The sequence below is a fragment of the Streptomyces sp. HmicA12 genome (genome assembly GCF_000373565.1).
In the GTDB taxonomy this organism is placed as follows: Bacteria; Actinomycetota; Actinomycetes; order Streptomycetales; family Streptomycetaceae; genus Streptomyces.
This window is the reverse complement of sequence record NZ_KB891842.1, coordinates 225,761-242,771: the sequence shown is the minus strand read 5'-3', so window position 1 is coordinate 242,771 and position 17,011 is coordinate 225,761. Positions and strand designations below refer to the sequence as shown.

Genomic DNA, 17,011 nt, shown 5'->3' with positions numbered 1-17,011 from the left:
TTACTTGCCTCCCGGGACGGGGCGGCTCGGGCGCAGCGTGCTCAGGCCGTCGGCCGCGGTCGAGTGGGGCGTGCCGGTGGTGGATCCGGAGGTGGTGGACCCGGAGGTGGTGGACCCGGAGGTGGCGGCCGCGAACGCCTTGGCGCCGCCGACGACGGGGACGCGGGCCTCGGTGCGCGACAGGTCGAGGCCGAGCGTCGGGGCGGTGGACGGCGGGTCGATGAGGTCCTTGTCGGTGCCCGCGACGATCAGGGCGAGCCGGTGCCCCTTCGGTACGACGTGGTCGCTCGCGGCGAGGGAGAGCGTGAGGGTGTAGGGCCTGCCCGGGGTGAGCGGGCGTCCCCGGTCCGGGTCCGCGTACGTGCCGAGGTCGGCCCAGCCGCGGCTGAACACGGTCGCGTCGACGTCCGCCGTCGTGGCCCGCGTGGTCCTGAAGCAGGAGCTGTCGCCCGTGGTGCTCGGGCCCCAGCAGCTGCGCTCGGCGAGCGTCGCGATGCCCTCGCCGGCGCCCGCGTAGTCACGGATGGTGGCGGGGCCCAGGTCGACGAGGACGGCGGAGAGGTGGGCCGTGGCCGTCGTCGGGGTCGCGGTGACCGTCACCTTCGAGGAGCCGGACAGGCGCAGGTCCTTGCCGAGCGGGCGGCTGATGAATCCGGCCTTGCCGGGCGTGGAGGTGTCGATGTCCGCGGCCCAGTCGGTCTCGCTGAGGGCCGGGTCGTCGGTGAACCGTTCCGTGCCGGAGCCGGGCTCGAGGCCGAGCGTGCCGACGCCGGGGGTGGCGCCCTTGCCGGGGCGCAGCGCGGTGGCGGCCGTCGTGCGCGGCGGCCACACGGTGTCGGTGGTCCAGTGGTCGGGACTGCGCTCGATGTCGGCCATCGGCTCGCGGTCGATGCCGTTGCGGTAGCCGAGGAGTTCGTGGTCGAACCAGCGGTGCAGGGTGTCGACCCAGTCGGCGCGCCGGAAGTCGAACGGGTCGACGTGACCGGTCTGCGCCAGCCAGATCTTGCGCTCGACGCCGTTCTTCGCGAGCGCCTCCCACCACTGGCCGAAGTGCTTGGCGCGGACGTTGAGGTCCTGCATGCCGTGCACGACGAAGACGCTGGCCTTCACCTTGTGGGCGTCCTTGACGTAGTCGCGCTCCTGCCACAGCGAGGTCCAGTCGCCGCTGCGGGGCGCTTCGTCGACAAGTCGCTTCTGGACAGCGGCGCAGCGGGCGCGGGCCTCGGGGCTCTCGACGTAGTCGGACAGCCACTCGGGGCCCGAGTCGTAGAGCGGGGCGCCCTGCTGGAAGTAGTAGTCGTACCAGGAGGAGATGCCGCCGATGGGGACGATGGTCTCCAGGCCCTCGACGCCGGTCGCGGCGACGCCGTTCGCGACGGTGGCGTCGTAGCTCTTGCCGATCATTCCGGTCCGGCCGTTGGTCCATGAGGTGGCCTGGGCGCGCGTGTCGCCCGTCCGCGAGGTGTAGCCCTCGGCGCGGCCGTTCAGCCAGTCGACGACGGCCTTGGCGGACTGGATGTCGGAGCGTCCGCCGACGTCGACGCAGCCGTCGGAGCGGTTGGTGCCGGCGAGGTCGACGCCGACGAAGGCGTAGCCGCGGGGCACGAAGTAGTTGTCGTAGAAGAGCGGCATCTGCACGACGTTCCCGTCCGCGTCGTACGTCTTCTTCTGGTTCTCGTTGCCGCGGCCGCAGCAGGAGTAGTACGGGCTGGCGTCCATGATCACGGGTATCCGGCGGCCCTGCGCGGCGGGTTCGCGCGGGCGGACGATGTCGACGGCGACCCGGTCGGTCCGCCCGTCGCCGTCTCCGTCGAGCCTGGTGTCGACCCAGACGGATTCGCGGATCGCGTTCGCGTACGAGTAGACGGGCCGCGACTCGGTGGGGGCCGCCGCGTGGGCCGCGGGGCCGGGGCCACCGAGAACACTGAGAACGGCGAGCAGGCCGGCGGTCGCCACGCCCACGAGGGTTCTCCCGAGGCGGTGCGTGCGTCTGGCAGGTATCGGCATGGGCGGAAGCTACACGGGTCAACTGCTGTGCGACAGAGGGCAATAGCGTGGCATGACAGGCGCGTGGGACGGAATGGCCCATGTCGGCCGAATGGCGATCGTGTGACAGATGCGGCCATGGACATGACCGGGGTGCCGGGTGCTGAATAGGCTCGCGACAGCGATCAAGCACGGCGGCCGCGGCGTCCTCGCGGGTCCGTCCACGCTCGGTCGGCACCCAGCCTGTCCCTACGACTTGGAGCTCTCGTGTACCGCAGACTCATCGCTCCCGGCGCGCTCGCCGCGGCCCTGATGCTGGCGATCCCGGCGTCGGCCGCGGACTTCTCTCCGGGGGCCTCGGGCATCGGCGACCCCTACTACCCGACGTACGGGAACGGCGGCTACGACGTCTCCCACTACGACCTGCGTCTGAAGTACCAGCCGAAGACGGACCTGCTGGAGGGCACGGCGACGATCCTCGCCTCCTCCACGCAGGACCTGTCCCGCTTCAACCTCGACTTCGGGCTCACCGCGAGCGAGGTCCGGGTGAACGGGAAGAAGGCGGCGTTCGCCAGGTCCGGTGTGCAGGAGCTGGAGGTGACGCCCGCGGCCGGGCTTCCGAAGGGCACCCCCTTCACGGTCGTGGTGAAGTACGCGGGCAAGCCGTCCGAGGTGAAGCTGTGGGGATTCACGTCCCCGCAGCGCACCCCGGACGGTGCCGTCTTCGCCAACGAGCCGGAGTCGGCGGCCTGGTGGTTCCCGTCGAACGACCACCCCCTCGACAAGGCCACGTACGACGTGTCGGTCGCCGTGCCCGACGGCACCCAGGCGATCTCCAACGGCACGCTGCAGTCGCAGAGTTCGAAGCTGGGCTGGACCCGCTTCAACTGGCGCTCCAGCAAGCCGCAGGCCACGTACCTGACGACGCTGGCGGTCGGCAAGTTCGACATCACGACGGACACGACGGCGGACGGGCTGCCCGTCGTCAACGCCTACAGCAAGGATCTCGGCGCGAACGAGGGCGCCGCGAAGGCGAGCGTGGAGCGCACCACCGAGGTCGCCGAGTGGCTGGAGTCGGTGTTCGGGCCGTATCCCTTCGACGCGCTCGGCGGGTACGTGCCGAACGTGCCGTCGTCGTTCGCGCTGGAGACGCAGACCCGGCCGTTCTACTCGCCGAAGCAGTTCGCGAACGGCTCCAACGTGTCCGTCGTCGTCCATGAGCTGGCGCACCAGTGGTACGGGGACAGCGTCTCCGTCGACGGCTGGAAGGACATCTGGATCAACGAGGGCTTCGCCCGGTACAGCCAGTGGCTGTGGTCCGAGAAGGAGGGCGAGGGCACGGCGCAGGAGCTCGCGGACTACGCGTACGCGCAGCACCCGGCGGACGACGCGTTCTGGACGGTGAAGCCGGGCGATCCCGGCGCGGAGAACCAGTTCGACGCCGCCGTCTACGACCGGGGCGCCATGGCCATCCAGGCGTTGCGCAACGCCGTCGGCGAGAAGAAGTTCTTCAAGATCCTCAAGGGCTGGCCGGGGCAGCACGCGTACGGCAACGCGAAGGTCTCCGACTTCGTGTCGTACGCGGAGAAGGTGTCCGGCAAGCCGCTGGCTGGGCTGTTCGACACGTGGCTGTACCAGCCGTCGAAGCCGAGCGCGCCTGCGCTGCGCTCCGCTTCCGTCGCCGGGCCCGAGCAGCCCCGGTCGTGGAAGCAGATCGCGGCGACGAATGGGGTGCACGCCGGGCACTGATCCGTCTGCGGGGCAGTGGGTGGCTGGTCGCGCCGTTCCCCGCGCCCCTCAAAGATCCGCGTCTGCCCACGGACGCTTCGTCGCTGCCTGACGGCCCGGTGGGGCTTCTCGCGCCGTTCCCCGCGCCCCTGAGATGCGCTCTCCGTGCGCCATCTCAGGGGCGCGTCCGCAGGGGAGGCAGCGGCGAAGCCGCATGCCTCAGGGGCGCGGGGAACTGCGCGACCGGCCATCCACCGGACTCGCACCCGGCAACGAACCCGCTCAAGGCAGACGCGAGGCCGCCCGCGCCCGACGGGCGAGCGGCAGATACCGGAGCCGCTCCGGCAGGCGCGGCCCGGCCCACCGGACCAGCACCGCCCAGCGCCGCAACCGCCGTTCCTGCCGCGCGGTCCACGGCAGGCCGATCGCCGCGCGGGCCTCGGGCGGGAGCAGCCCGATCGACAGGAACCGGAGAACCCGGGTGAGCGCGGGACGCAGCAGCGGCCAGAGCACCCTCAGCACCCGGGACCCGGGCGGCGGAGGAACGTCCCGGTGCACGGCCGTGAGCTCGGCGACGACCGGGTTCGACCCGATCTCCTGCGCGAGCACCTTCTCGTAGTACGGCCAGAACTCCTCGACCGTCTGTGGCATGTCCCGGTCATGGATGCCGAGGATCCGGCCGACCATCAGCCACTCCGCGTAGAACCGTTCGTCCTCCTCGGGCGTGAACGGCCGGGAGAAGTAGCGGCGGGCGTAGCGGGCCACGGGGTAGCCGGTGGCGTGGACCCATGCGTAGTGGGCCGGGGTCAGCGCGTGGTAGCGGCGGCCGTGCGGGTCGGTGCCCTGGATGTCGCGGTGGATCCGGCGCAGGCGCCGGCCCTCCTCGGCGGCGGCCTCTCCCCCGTAGACCCAGAGCAGGACCGAGGTGAGCGAGCGTTCGCCGCGCCCCCACGGGTCGGTACGGAACACCGAGTGGTCGTCGACGCCGGCGCCGACCGCGGGGTGGGCGACCTGGAGGATGAACGCGGCGGGCAGCGCGAGGAGGGAGCGGATGTCGCCCGCGGTGTCCCAGAGGATGCCGCCGGGCGGGGGCGGCGGCGGATCGGGGTCGTGCTGCTTCATGCCGCTTCCTGGGACTGGTCCGGACAGACGCGCGGGGCGCCTGGGGTCTGTGTTCCAGTATGCGACGTAGCGGGTGAGGGGCGCCGGAGGGACCCCAGGTGTATTGACCCGCAGGGTTGTTGACGCGGGTGATGGGTGGGTGCCCGGTGCGGCGAGAGCAGGTGCCAGGCGTCGCGCGGCAGACGGGAGTGTGAAGACAGGCCCTAGACCTCGCCCCCATAGCGCTTGGCCAGGTCGGAGGCGAGTTCCGCGACGCAGGTGTGCAGGTCGGTGACGGCCGCGCCGTGGGTGGGGTCGATCGGGAGGGGGTGGGACGGTACGACGGGCACCCGGTAGGACGTGGGCGGGGGCGGGGCGGGGGCCTGCGCCGTCGCGGTGCGGGGCCGCCGCCGCACGGAGGTGACCAGCAGCGTCGTCAACAGGCCCGCGAACGCGGCCAGTTGTCCCGCCTTGAGGTGAATGTCCCAGGGAACCAAGGCCATGCCTGTGTCCTACCCGCGCGTCACGCGTCGCCAACTCCCGCCACGCCCGGGGGCTCAGCCGTCGTGGTCGTACACCGTCACCGGTATCCCCCGGGCGACGACACGCTCGGCGATCAGCGGCTCGACGCGCGACCACTGTCCGCCGGCGAGGCCGCAGCCGATGCGCGGCATGTGGACGGACGCGCCCAGCCCGGCGGCTTTGGCGGCCACTGCCGTCAGTCCCTCGGCGATGGCCTCGTAGCGCACCGGAACACCCTTGACTCCGGTACGGATACCGCGCTGGCCGACCACGTTCGCCACCCACACGTACGGCTCGACCCGCACGAACTGGGCGGCGCCGAGCCCGAAGTCGTTCTTCGCGCGCTCCCGGTGCCAGCGGCGGTAGGCCTGTTCCGGCTCCGGCCGGCGCCGCGACAGCGCCAGGACGAAGCCCTTCCCCAGCCCCCGATGTCGTTGCAGACGTGGACGATCAGCCGTGGGCCCTCGGCCGACGGGGCGGTGGCGTCACCTCGGACATAGGTGATCTCCGACATGACGCCACCGTAGGCGCGGCCACTGACAACGGGCCGTTCACGGGCGGGCGGCCCGGAGGAGGGTTACTCGTTCCGGGACGCGTTCGTCAGCTGCTCCGCGGCCTTGCGCGCGATGTTCTTGCGGGCGCGGAACCAGCCGACGAAGAGCAGCAGCGCGATCACCGGGATCAGGCTGAGGGTCTTGCGGCCGGTCTCCGCGTCGTTCCACATGAGGCCGAGCACGAGGAGCAGGAAGACGATCGTGACGATCTCGGTGACCGGGGATCCGGGCAGCCGGAAGGACGGCCGCTCGACCACGCCCTGCTTGGCCTTACGGACGAACGCCAGGTGCGCCACCATGATCATGACCCAGGTGCCGATGATGCCGATGGACGAGACCTCGATGACGATCTCGAAGGCGTCGGCGGGCAGCAGGTAGTTCAGGCCGACGCCGAGGACGCCGACGCCCGCGGTGAGCAGGATGCCGCCGTAGGGGACCTGGCTCTTGTTCATCCGGGCGGTGAACTGCGGGGCGGAGCCCGACATCGCCATGGAGCGCAGGATGCGGCCCGTGGAGTACAGGCCCGAGTTCAGCGACGACATGGCGGCCGTGAGGACGACCAGGTTCATGATGTCGCCGATGCCGCCGACGCCCAGCTTCGAGAACAGGGTGACGAAGGGGCTCTCGCCCGCCTTGTACGTCGACGCCGGCAGCAGCAGCGCGAGCAGCAGCACCGAGCCGCAGTAGAAGAGGCCGACGCGCCACATGATCGAGTTCACCGCGCGCGGGACGACCTTCTGCGGGTCGGCGGTCTCGCCCGCCGCGACGCCGACCAGCTCCAGGGCCGCGTACGCGAAGACGACGCCCTGCATCACGAGGATCACCGACATGGTGCCGCTGGGCATCCAGCCGCCGTTGTCCGTGATCATGTGCAGGCCCGGTGTCTGGCCGTCGACCGGGTGCTGCGTGGCGATCAGGAAGATGCCGACGAACAGGAAGGCGACGAGCGTGGCCACCTTCACGATCGAGAACCAGAACTCCATCTCGCCGAAGTACTTGACCGAGACGAGGTTGACCGAGAGCACGACCGCGAGGGCGATCAGTGCGAGCACCCACTGCGGGATGGTGGTGAAGGCGCTCCAGTACTGGGTGTAGAGCGCGATCGCGGTGATGTCCGCGATGCCCGTCATCGACCAGTTGAGGAAGTACATCCAACCGGCGACGTAGGCGCCCTTCTCGCCGAGGAACTCGCGCGCGTACGACACGAAGGAACCGGACGAGGGCCGGTAGACGACCATCTCGCCCAGGGCGCGCACGACCAGGTACGCGAAGATTCCGCAGACCAGGTACGCGAAGACGAGCGCGGGGCCCGCGTCGTGCAGGCGGCCGCCGGCGCCGAGGAAGAGCCCCGTGCCGATCGCGCCGCCGATCGCGATCATGTTGACGTGGCGGCTCTTGAGGTCCTTGCTGTAACCGGCGTCGCCCGCATCGGCGGGCGCCTGGGACGCATCTGTGCGCGATGCGTCCACGGCCGTGTTGACGGCGTCCTTGCTCACGTGGGGGTGTCCACTCTGTGGTGCCCGGGGACGTGGGGTCCCCGGGGTCCGGATGTGCTGCGGCCCGCGACACCCCTGACAGTGCGCGGACCGACTGTGCACCTTCCCCCAGAGATCACCGGGAATGCGGTGGCGGACATCACATAGCGGCTTATCTCACATGGCGAGAAGACCTCTTGTGAACTGCTCCGACCAGGCGTATTAGGCGTACAGCGCGTCGAGCTCGGCCGCGTAGCGCTCCCTGATCACCGCTCGGCGCAGTTTCAGCGACGGGGTCAACTCGCCCGTCTCCGGGCCCCATTCGCCGGTGAGGACCCGGTACCGCTTGATCTGTTCGGTGCGGTTGAGGCGGGCGTTGGCGGCTGCCACCGCGCGGGCGAGCTCCTCCTGGAGGGCCGGGTGGTCGGCGATCGCGCCGTCGTACTCGACACCGTGCTCGGCCGCCCAGGCCGGGGCGGTCTCCGGGTCGAGGACGAGCAGGGCCACCAGGTAGGAGTGGCCGTCGCCGTGCGCGAAGGCCTGGCCGACGAGGGGGTGTTCCTTCAGCGCGTTCTCGACGAGCGCGGGCGAGACGTTCTTGCCCGTCGACGTCACGATCATTTCCTTCTTGCGGTCGGTCAGCCAGAGGTAGCCGTCCGGGTCGAGGCGCCCGATGTCGCCGGTCGGGAACCAGCCGTCCGCGTCGCGGGCCGGGTCCACTCCCCCGTCGGCCCGCAGATAGCCGTCGAAGACGGTCGCGCCGCGCACGAGGATCTCCCCGTCGGCGGCCACCCGCACCTCGACCCCTTCTATGGGACGCCCCACCGAGCCGAGCCGGAACGCCGCCGGATGGTTCGTGGTGACCACCCCGGTCGTCTCCGACAGCCCCCAGGCGTCCATGATCGCGAGGCCGAATCCGGCCCAGAACCGTACGACGTCCAGGGGCATGGGCGCCGAGGCGCTCGCGGTCCAGACGAGACGTTCGAAGCCGGCGAGGGTCAGGATCGGGTCGAGGACGGTCTGCTTCGCCTTCTTGTACGCCGATGAGAGCGCGGCGTCCGGTTCCTCGCCCCGCTCGCGGCACTCCACCCACGCGCGGGCGGTGTCGTTGGCGTCCGCGATCGCCCGCCGCTGCTCGTCCGGCAGTCGGGAGATCGCCGCCTTCACGGCCGTGGCCAGCTTCTCCCACACGCGGGGGACGCCGAAGAACTGCACCGGGTGGAGCTCGCCCACGGTCGCCGCGACCGCCGCCGGGTCGGGGCACAGCCGCACGTGCGAGGCGCGGAACACGGACAGGTAGATGCCGAGCATCCGCTCCGCGATGTGCGCGAAGGGGAGGTAACAGATGTGCTCGACGTGCTCGGGCAGGTCGACGACGGCGTCGAGCGCGACCGCGTTGAGCACCACGTTGCGGTGCGTGATGCGCACGCCCTTGGGGTCGCCGGTCGTGCCGGACGTGTAGACGACGGTGAGCGGGTCGCCGGACGCGCTCTCCCGCCAGGTCTTCTCGAAAGCGTCGGGGTCGTAGAGGCGGGCGCCGGACGCGTGGAGCGAGCCGTAGGTGCGGTGTTCGCCCGCGGCCGCCGCCTCGACGACGACCAGCCGCTCCAGCGGGACGTCCGGGTCCGCCGCCAGGGGCTCCCAGAGGGCCACTTCGCGTGCGCCGCCGACGAGCGCGAAGCGGGCGCGGCTGTGCCGGGCGATGTGCGCGACCTGCTCCGGGGACGCGGTGCCGTAGACGCTGACCGGGACCGCGCCTAGGTGTACGAGGGCGAGATCGCTGAGCCAGTGCTCGGGCCGGTTGCCCAGCATCAGCAGGACGTGTTCGCCGCGCCGGACGCCGAGCGCCTCGTATCCGGCGGCGAGGACACCCACCGTGCGGCGCACCTCGCGCCAGCTCCGGGTGGTCCACGGGGCCTCGGGTCCGGTGCGCCAGGACAGCGCGGGCAGCTCCGGGTGGTCCTCGGCGTTGCGCAGCAGCAGAGCGGGGAGAGTGAGCTCGGCGGGCTCCCCGGGGAGTCGCAGGATCGTGGTCATGACCGCCTCCTGTCGCCGTGGGCTGCGCCGGAGACTTTCACAACATCGGTGTGTCAGCAATACTGTTGAACCCGATTGGTACGGGGACGGGGACCGGCACGCGTACAGGTGAGGGCTGCGAGGCGGAGATGACGACGGACGCTGACATGACGACGGACATCGGGGACGCAGGTCCGGCGCACTCCCCCACGCTGACCGTCGACGAACTCGCGGCCCGCGCCGGGGTGACCGTCCGCACGATCCGCTTCTACAGCACCCGGGGCCTGCTGCCGCCGCCGGTGATCGGGCCGCGCCGGGTCGGCCGGTACGGGCAGGACCATCTGTCGCGGCTCGCGCTGATCGAGGAGTTGCAGCACCAGGGCATGACGCTGGCCGCGATCGAGCGGTATCTGGAGCAGCTCCCGGCGGAGCTGGGCGCGCACGAACTGGCCATCCACCGTGCGGTGGTGGCGAGTTGGGCGCCGGACACGGTGGAGAGGCTCACCCGGCGGGAGCTGGAGCAGCGTGCCGGGCGGCCCCTCGACGACGATGACGTGGCGCGGCTCGCGGCGATGAGCGCCGTCGACCGGGACGGCGACGACGCGTTCCGCTGCGACGCGGCGCTGCTGCGGCTCGGGGTCCAACTCCTCGACGTGCCGCTGTCGTTGGACGCGATCCTCGCGGCGCGCGGGGTCCTCGTCGAGCATTCGCGGGCCGCGGCCCATGAGTTGGCGCGGCTGTTCCAGGACGAGGTGGCGGAGCGGGCGGAGCGGGACGTGAAGTCGCTGTCGGCGCACATGCATCCGCTGGTGGTGCAGGCGCTGCTCACCACGTTCCAGCGCTCCCTGAAGGAGGCCATCAGCGAGTGGCTGCCGCCGTCGCAGGAGCCGTCGAGGGAGCCGTCACAGGGGCGGGCCCCCTCCTGACAGGTCGAGCGTCCGGCCGGTCACTGCCGCGCTCCCTTCGTCCAGCACGTACAGGAGTGTCGAGACGAGTTCGCCGGGCGGCTGTCCGGTGCCCGGCACGATCGCGTTGACGGTGACGGCGTACGGCTCCAGCTCCGCGGCCAGGGCGTGCGTGAAGCCGATCAGGCCCGCCTGCGAGGTGACGTACGGGACCGCCCCGGGCGGCGCGGCGGCCGGGGCGAGGGTGACGATGCGGCCCCAGCCCGCCGCCTTCAGGTACGGGAGTGCGGCCCGCGTCACCACGAACGGTGCCTCCAGGTTGACCCGCAGGGTGCGCCGCCACTCCTCGGGGGTCGTCTTCTCGAAGGGTCTCGCCGGCTGGATCCCCGTGGCGTGGACGACGACGTGCAGGGTGCCGAAATGGCCGATCAGGCAGGCGAGTCGGGCCTCGACGACGGACTCGTCGGTGATGTCGCCGACGAGTTCGACGTAGTCGAGGATCCGCGCCGCGGTCGCCGGCTGCGGGAGCGGGTCGAGCCCCGCGACCCGGTATCCGCGCCGGGCGAGCGCGACGGCGAACTCCTGCCCCGGGCCCTGTGCCGCTCCGGTCACCAGCGCGGTACGCGTCTCCATGGGGCGAGTCTCATGAGGCGTGTGTGCGTCCGCAAGGCTGCGCCGAGCCCACTTCCGTGCGGGCCCGGCGCACACTGCTGGACGCGTGTCAGGCCGCGTCGGTGAACGTCTCGCCCTTCTCGGCCTTCGTCACGAGCAGCTCCGGCGGCAGGAACCGGTCGCCGTAACGCTCGGCCAACTCCCGTGCGCGGGCGACGAATCCCGGCAGCCCGCCCTCGTAGCCGTTGATGTACTGGAGCACACCGCCGGTCCAGCCGGGGAAGCCGATCCCGAGGATGGACCCGATGTTGGCGTCGGCGACGGACGTCAGAACGCCCTCCTCGATCAGCCGCACCGTGTCGAGCGCCTCGGAGAAGAGCATGCGCTCCTGCATGTCCTCGAAGGGGATCTCCGTGCCCGGCTTGGTGAAGTGCTCGCGCAGGCCCGGCCACAGGGCGCCGCGCTTGCCGTCCTCCCCGTACTCGTAGAAGCCCGCGCCGCCGCTGCGGCCGGGGCGCCCGAACTCGTCGACCATGCGGTCGATGACGGCCTCCGACGGGTGCTCGGTCCAGGTGCCGCCCTCCGCCTCGACCGCCGCCCGCGTCTCCTGGCGGATCTTGCGGGGCAGCGTGAGGGTGAGCTCGTCCATCAGGGAGAGGACCTTGGCCGGGTAGCCGGCCTGGCCCGCCGCCTGCTCGACCGACGCGGGCTCGACGCCCTCGCCGACCATGGCGACGCCCTCGTTGATGAAGTGGCCGATGACGCGCGAGGTGAAGAAGCCGCGCGAGTCGTTGACGACGATCGGCGTCTTGTTGATCTGCCGTACGAGGTCGAAGGCGCGGGCCAGGGCCTCGTCACCGGTCTGCTCGCCCTTGATGATCTCCACCAGCGGCATCTTGTCGACCGGCGAGAAGAAGTGCAGACCGATGAAGTCGGCCTGCCGCTCGACGCCCTCGGCGAGGACCGTGATGGGCAGGGTCGAGGTGTTGGAGCACAGCAGCGCGTCGGGGGCGACGACGTCCTGGATCTCCTGGAACACCTTGTGCTTGAGCGACGGGTCCTCGAAGACGGCCTCGATGACGGCGTCGCAGCCGGCCACGTCCTGCGGGTCGGCGGTCGGCGTGATGCGGGCGAGCAGCGCGTCCGCCTTCTCCTGGGTGGTGCGGCCGCGCGACACGGCCTTGGCGCAGAGCTTCTCGGAGTAGGCCTTGCCCTTGGCCGCGGACTCGGCCGCCACGTCCTTCAGGACGACCTCGATGCCGGCGCGGGCGCAGGAGTAGGCGATGCCCGCGCCCATCATTCCGGCGCCGAGGACGGCGACCTTGCGCACCTTGCGGGGCTCGATTCCCTTGGGGCGGTTGGCTCCCGAGTTCACCGCCTGGAGGTCGAAGAAGAACGCCTGGATCATGTTCTTCGCGGTCTGGCCGGTGACCAGCTCGGTGAAGTAGCGGGCCTCGATGGCCTGGGCGGTCTCGAAGTCGACCTGGGAGCCCTCGACGGCGGCGGCGAGGATGTTGCGCGGCGCCGGGTAGGGCGCGCCGGCCAGCTGCTTCTTGAGGTTGGCCGGGAACGCGGGGAGGTTCGCGGCGAACTTCGGGTGGGCAGGGGTGCCGCCGGGGATGCGGTAGCCGGGCTTGTCCCAGGGCTGCTGCGACTCGGGGTTCGCGTCGATGAAGGCGCGGGCCTTCTCGATCATCTCCTCGCGGGTGGCGGCCAGTTCGTGGATGAGGCCGTTGTCCAGGGCGCGCTTCGGCGTGTATTGGGTGCCCTGGAGAAGGATCTTCAGGAGGGCGTCGGCGATGCCCATGAGGCGGACGGTGCGGGTGACGCCGCCGCCGGCCGGGAGCAGGCCGAGGGTGACCTCGGGGAGGCCGATCTTCGAGCCGGGGGCGTCGAGGGCGACGCGGTGGTGGCTGGCGAGGGCGATCTCGTAACCGCCGCCGAGGGCCGCGCCGTTGATCGCCGCGACGACCGGGACGCCGAGGGTCTCGATACGGCGCAGGCAGTTCTTGATGCCCATGCCGGTCTCGAAGACGCGCTGGGCGTCCTCGGGCCCTGCCTTGACCATGTCCTTGAGGTCGCCGCCCGCGAAGAAGGTCTTCTTGGCGGAGGTGTAGATGATGCCGCGGATCGAGTCGCGCTCGGCCTCGGCGCGGTCGGCGATCGCGGCGATGGAGTCCTTGAAACCCTGGTTCATGGTGTTCGCGGACTGGTTGGGGTCGTCGAGGACGAGGGTGACGATGCCGGTCTCGTCCTGTTCCCAGCGGATGGTTGTGCTGGCGGTCATGGTGTGTCTCCGTGAAGTCAGGTGCGGGGAGTTGGGGGCGGGTACGGGGGTGGGTTGCCGGGGTTCGTCGCCGTCCTGCGGGCCGGTGGGGGCTGGTCGCGCAGTTCCCCGCGCCCCTGAGGCGTGCGCTTCGCGCAGCCTCCCCTGAAGGCCGTAGGCCTTTCAGGGGCGCGGGGAACTGCGCGAGAAGCCCCACCGAGCCGCGGTCGGCGACGAAACGGTGGCCCTACGGCGCTACACCCGCTCCACGATGGTGGCGATGCCCATGCCGCCGCCGACACACAGCGTGGCCAGGCCGTACCGCTTGTCCTGACGCTCCAGCTCGTCGACGAGCGTGCCCAGGATCATCGCGCCGGTCGCCCCCAAGGGGTGGCCGAGCGCGATCGCGCCGCCGTTGACGTTGACCTTGTCCAGCGACAGGCCCATGTCCTTGACGAACCGGAGGACCACCGCGGCGAAGGCCTCGTTGATCTCGACGAGGTCGATGTCGTCGATGGTCAGGCCCGCCTTGGCGAGGGCCTTGCGGGTGGCGGGCGCCGGTCCGGTGAGCATGATGGTCGGCTCGGAGCCGGACACCGCGGCCGAGACGATCCGGGCCCGCGGCGTGAGCCCGTGCCGCTCCCCCACCTCGCGCGACCCGATCGCGACCAGCGACGCGCCGTCGACGATGCCCGACGAGTTGCCCGCGTGGTGCACGTGGTCGATCTTCTCGATCCAGTGGTACTTCTGCAGCGCCACCGCGTCGAAGCCGCCCAGGTCACCGATGTCGGCGAACGACGGCTTCAGCCGGGCCAGGGAGTCCGCCGTCGTCCCCGGCCGCAGGAACTCGTCGTGGTCGAGGACCGTGAGACCGCTGCGGTCCTTGACCGGGACGACCGACCGCTCGAAGCGCCCGTCCTTCACCGCGGCGGCGGCCCGCTCCTGGGACAGCGCGGCGTACTCGTCGACGTCGCGCCGCGAGAACCCCTCGATGGTGGCGATGAGGTCGGCGCCGATGCCCTGCGGCACGAACCCGGTCTCGAAGTTGGTCATCGGGTCGGCGAACCAGGCACCGCCGTCGGAGGCCATCGGCACCCGCGACATCGACTCGACACCACCGGCGAGGACGAGGTCCTCCCAGCCCGAACGGACCTTCATCGCGGCCAGGTTGACGGCCTCGAGACCCGACGCGCAGAAGCGGTTCTCCTGTACGCCCGCGACCGTGTCGGGCAGTCCGGCCGCGATGGCCGCGACCCGGGCGATGTCGGAGCCCTGGTCGCCGACCGGGCCGACGACGCCGAGGACGATGTCGTCGATGGCGGCGGGGTCGAGGTCGGGGAAGCGTGCCCGGATCTCGTGGATCAGGCCGACCACGAGGTCGATGGGCTTGGTGCCGTGCAGCGAGCCGTTGGCCTTGCCCCGGCCACGAGGGGTGCGGATCGCGTCGTAGACGTACGCGTCTGTGGTCACGGAAGTGCCTTTCGTCGAACGAGGGAGGAGGTCAGGACAGCAGCGAGCGGCCGATGATCTCCTTCATGATCTCGGTGGTGCCGCCGTAGATGGTCTGGATGCGTCCGTCGGTGAAGGCCTTCGCGACGCGGTACTCGGTCATGTAGCCGTATCCGCCGTGCAGTTGGAGGCAGCGGTCGGCGACGCGCTTCTGCAGTTCGGTGGCCCACCACTTGGCCATGGAGGCGTGCACGGCGTCGAGCGTGCCGGCGGAGTGGTCCTCGATGCAGCGGTCCAGGAACGTCCGGGTGACGGCGCACTCGGTGGCCATCTCGGCGATCTCGAACCGGATGTGCTGCAGCTTGGCGAGCGGCCGTCCGAAGGCCTCGCGCTCCTTGACGTAGGTCGTGGTGATCTCCAGCAGGTGCTCGGCGGCGGCGATGGCGGCGACGGCGATGCCCATGCGCTCCTGCGCGAGGTTCGTCATCAGGTGGATGAACGCGCCGTTGAGCTCGCCGAGCAGATTCTCCTTCGGGACGCGGACGTCGTTGAAGAACAACTCGGCCGTGTCCTGCGCCTTCTGGCCGATCTTGTCGAGGTTGCGGCCGCGCTCGAAGCCTTCCGCGCCGCGCTCGACGACGAGTAGGGACAGCCCGTGCGCGCCGCCCTCCTGCGTCGTCTTGGCGACGACGATGACGAGGTCGGCGAGGATGCCGTTGGAGATGAACGTCTTGGAGCCGTTGAGCAGCCAGTGGTCGCCCTTGTCCTCGGCGGTGGTGCGGATGCCCTGGAGGTCGGAGCCCGCGCCCGGTTCCGTCATGGCGATGGCGGTGATCAGCGAGCCGTCGCAGAAGCCGGGCAGCCAGCGCCGCTTCTGCTCCTCGGTGCCGAGCGAGGTCAGGTACGGGCCGATGATGTCGTTGTGCAGGCCGACCGCGAGCCCGGCGGCGCCGGCCCGGGTGAACTCCTCGGCGAGGACGGCGCTGTAGCGGAAGTCGGCGTTGCCGCCACCCCCGTACTCCTCCGGAACGGCGAGCCCGAGCAGGCCCTGGCGTCCGGCGGCGAGCCAGGCCTCGCGCGCGACGATGCCGTCCTGCTCCCACTGCTCGTAGTGCGGGGTCACCTCCTTGACGAGGAAGGTGCGGACGGTCTCGCGGAACGCCTCGTGCTCGGCGCTGAACAGGCGTCGTTCCATGCTCGCGATCAACTGCCTTTCTTCGGGAGGTCGGTGGGTTCGTTCAGGTCCGGTACGCCCCAGTCGCGCGCCACGTCGGCGGTGTCGGCGCCCGGCAGGGCGGGGCCCGTGCGGACGGCGGTGGGGGTACGGGTGAAGCGCGGGGCGGGGGCGGGCTGGGTGATGCCGCCGTGGTCGACGAAGGTGCCGCGGGCGGCGAGGTGCGGGTGGCGCGGGGCCTCGCCCAGCGAGAGGACCGGCGCGACACAGGCGTCGGAGCCCTCGAAGACCGCCGTCCACTCGTCTCTCGTCCGTTGCGCGAAGCGCGCGGCGACGGCCTCGCGCAACTCGCCCCAGCGGGACAGGTCCCCCCGTGCGGCAGCGACGTCCTCAAGGCCCATCAGGTGGATGAACTCGTCGTAGAACTGCTGCTCCAGGGCGCCGACCGCCATGTGCAGGCCGTCGGCCGTCTCGTACGTGCCGTAGAACGGGCAGCCGCCGTCGAGGAGGTTGGCGCCGCGGCGGTCCTGCCAGCCGCCGGCCGCGAGCATGCCGTGGATCATCGACGTGAGGTGCGCCGTGCCGTCGACGATGGCGGCGTCGACGACCTGCCCGGTGCCGGTGGCGCGGGCGTGGTGCAGGGCGGCGAGGATGCCGACGACGAGGTAGAGGGAGCCGCCCGCGTAGTCGCCGACGAGGTTGGCGGGGACGGTCGGCGGCTCGTCCGGCCTGCCGATCATGCCGAGGGTGCCGGTCGGCGCGATGTACGCGATGTCGTGCCCGGCACGCTGCGCCAGGGGGCCCTCCTGGCCCCAGCCGGTCATCCGGCCGTAGACCAGCCTGGCGTTGCGGGCGTGGCAGGTCTCGGGTCCGACGCCCAGCCGCTCGGCGACGCCCGGCCGGTAGCCCTCGATCAACACGTCGGCGCAGTCCACCAGTTGGAGCACGCGCTCGGTGCCGCTCCCGGACTTCAGGTCGACGATCACGGAGCGCTTGTTGCGGTTGGTGATGTCGTACTCGGGGTTGATCCCGAGCCCGGCGCCGCCGGGCCGGTCGACCCGTACGACGTCGGCGCCGAGGTCGGCGAGGAGCATCGCGGCGAACGGCCCCGGGCCGATCCCGGCGAGCTCGACCACGCGGACCCCGGCCAGCGGTCCCCCGTGCTGATCGCGGCTCTCCGTGCCTGCCACCGTCATCCCGCAACGCCCCCAGCCCGTCTGTGA

12 protein-coding genes and 1 pseudogene are annotated in these 17,011 nt (G+C 71.2%); 2 read left to right on the top strand and 11 right to left on the bottom strand.

Features of this window, described 5'->3' with window-relative positions:
* The gene (locus B072_RS44770) at nt 1–2,007 is read right to left on the bottom strand and encodes a Xaa-Pro dipeptidyl-peptidase (protein WP_051127345.1); all 2,007 of its coding nucleotides are present in this window, start codon (nt 2,005–2,007) and stop codon (nt 1–3) included.
* Nucleotides 2,008–2,253: 246 nt separating this feature from the next.
* Between B072_RS44770 and B072_RS0133995 the strand changes: the two genes are divergently transcribed.
* Nucleotides 2,254–3,735, top strand: coding sequence for a M1 family metallopeptidase (locus tag B072_RS0133995; RefSeq protein WP_018534444.1), 1,482 nt, complete (start codon nt 2,254–2,256; stop codon nt 3,733–3,735).
* 261 nt (nt 3,736–3,996) lie between these two features.
* On the opposite strand, the gene B072_RS0133990 is transcribed toward B072_RS0133995, so the two are convergent.
* The 5 genes and pseudogenes from B072_RS0133990 to B072_RS0133970 all read right to left on the bottom strand — a co-directional run bounded on the left by B072_RS0133990 (nt 3,997) and on the right by B072_RS0133970 (nt 9,403).
* Complete coding sequence (locus B072_RS0133990; protein WP_018534443.1) at nt 3,997–4,836, bottom strand: oxygenase MpaB family protein; 840 nt, start codon at nt 4,834–4,836, stop codon at nt 3,997–3,999.
* Between the two features lie 203 nt (nt 4,837–5,039).
* Complete coding sequence (locus B072_RS0133985) at nt 5,040–5,318, bottom strand: hypothetical protein (protein WP_018534442.1); 279 nt, start codon at nt 5,316–5,318, stop codon at nt 5,040–5,042.
* A 54-nt stretch (nt 5,319–5,372) separates the two neighbouring features.
* A pseudogene (locus tag B072_RS44765) lies at nt 5,373–5,851 on the bottom strand (macro domain-containing protein).
* Between the two features lie 63 nt (nt 5,852–5,914).
* The gene (locus B072_RS0133975; protein ID WP_018534440.1) at nt 5,915–7,387 is read right to left on the bottom strand and encodes an amino acid permease; all 1,473 of its coding nucleotides are present in this window, start codon (nt 7,385–7,387) and stop codon (nt 5,915–5,917) included.
* Nucleotides 7,388–7,588: 201 nt separating this feature from the next.
* Complete coding sequence (locus B072_RS0133970) at nt 7,589–9,403, bottom strand: AMP-dependent synthetase/ligase (protein ID WP_018534439.1); 1,815 nt, start codon at nt 9,401–9,403, stop codon at nt 7,589–7,591.
* A 146-nt stretch (nt 9,404–9,549) separates the two neighbouring features.
* On the opposite strand from B072_RS0133970, the gene B072_RS0133965 reads away from it, so the two are divergent.
* Entirely contained in the window at nt 9,550–10,308 is a 759-nt protein-coding gene (locus tag B072_RS0133965) for a MerR family transcriptional regulator (RefSeq protein ID WP_018534438.1), read from the top strand.
* On the opposite strand, the gene B072_RS0133960 is transcribed toward B072_RS0133965, so the two are convergent.
* From B072_RS0133960 to B072_RS0133940, 5 genes are all read right to left on the bottom strand, one after another.
* Entirely contained in the window at nt 10,285–10,920 is a 636-nt protein-coding gene (locus B072_RS0133960) for an SDR family NAD(P)-dependent oxidoreductase (RefSeq protein ID WP_018534437.1), read from the bottom strand. The two genes, B072_RS0133965 and B072_RS0133960, sit on opposite strands and share 24 nt — an antisense overlap.
* 88 nt (nt 10,921–11,008) lie before the next feature.
* Nucleotides 11,009–13,186, bottom strand: a complete 2,178-nt coding sequence (locus tag B072_RS0133955) for a 3-hydroxyacyl-CoA dehydrogenase NAD-binding domain-containing protein (RefSeq protein WP_018534436.1) — start codon at nt 13,184–13,186, stop codon at nt 11,009–11,011.
* A 234-nt stretch (nt 13,187–13,420) separates the two neighbouring features.
* Complete coding sequence (locus B072_RS0133950; protein WP_018534435.1) at nt 13,421–14,635, bottom strand: acetyl-CoA C-acetyltransferase; 1,215 nt, start codon at nt 14,633–14,635, stop codon at nt 13,421–13,423.
* A 31-nt stretch (nt 14,636–14,666) separates the two neighbouring features.
* Entirely contained in the window at nt 14,667–15,809 is a 1,143-nt protein-coding gene (locus B072_RS0133945; protein ID WP_018534434.1) for an acyl-CoA dehydrogenase family protein, read from the bottom strand.
* A gap of 8 nt (nt 15,810–15,817) precedes the next feature.
* Entirely contained in the window at nt 15,818–16,984 is a 1,167-nt protein-coding gene (locus tag B072_RS0133940) for a CaiB/BaiF CoA transferase family protein (RefSeq protein WP_018534433.1), read from the bottom strand.
* Between the last annotated feature and the right edge of the window lie 27 nt (nt 16,985–17,011).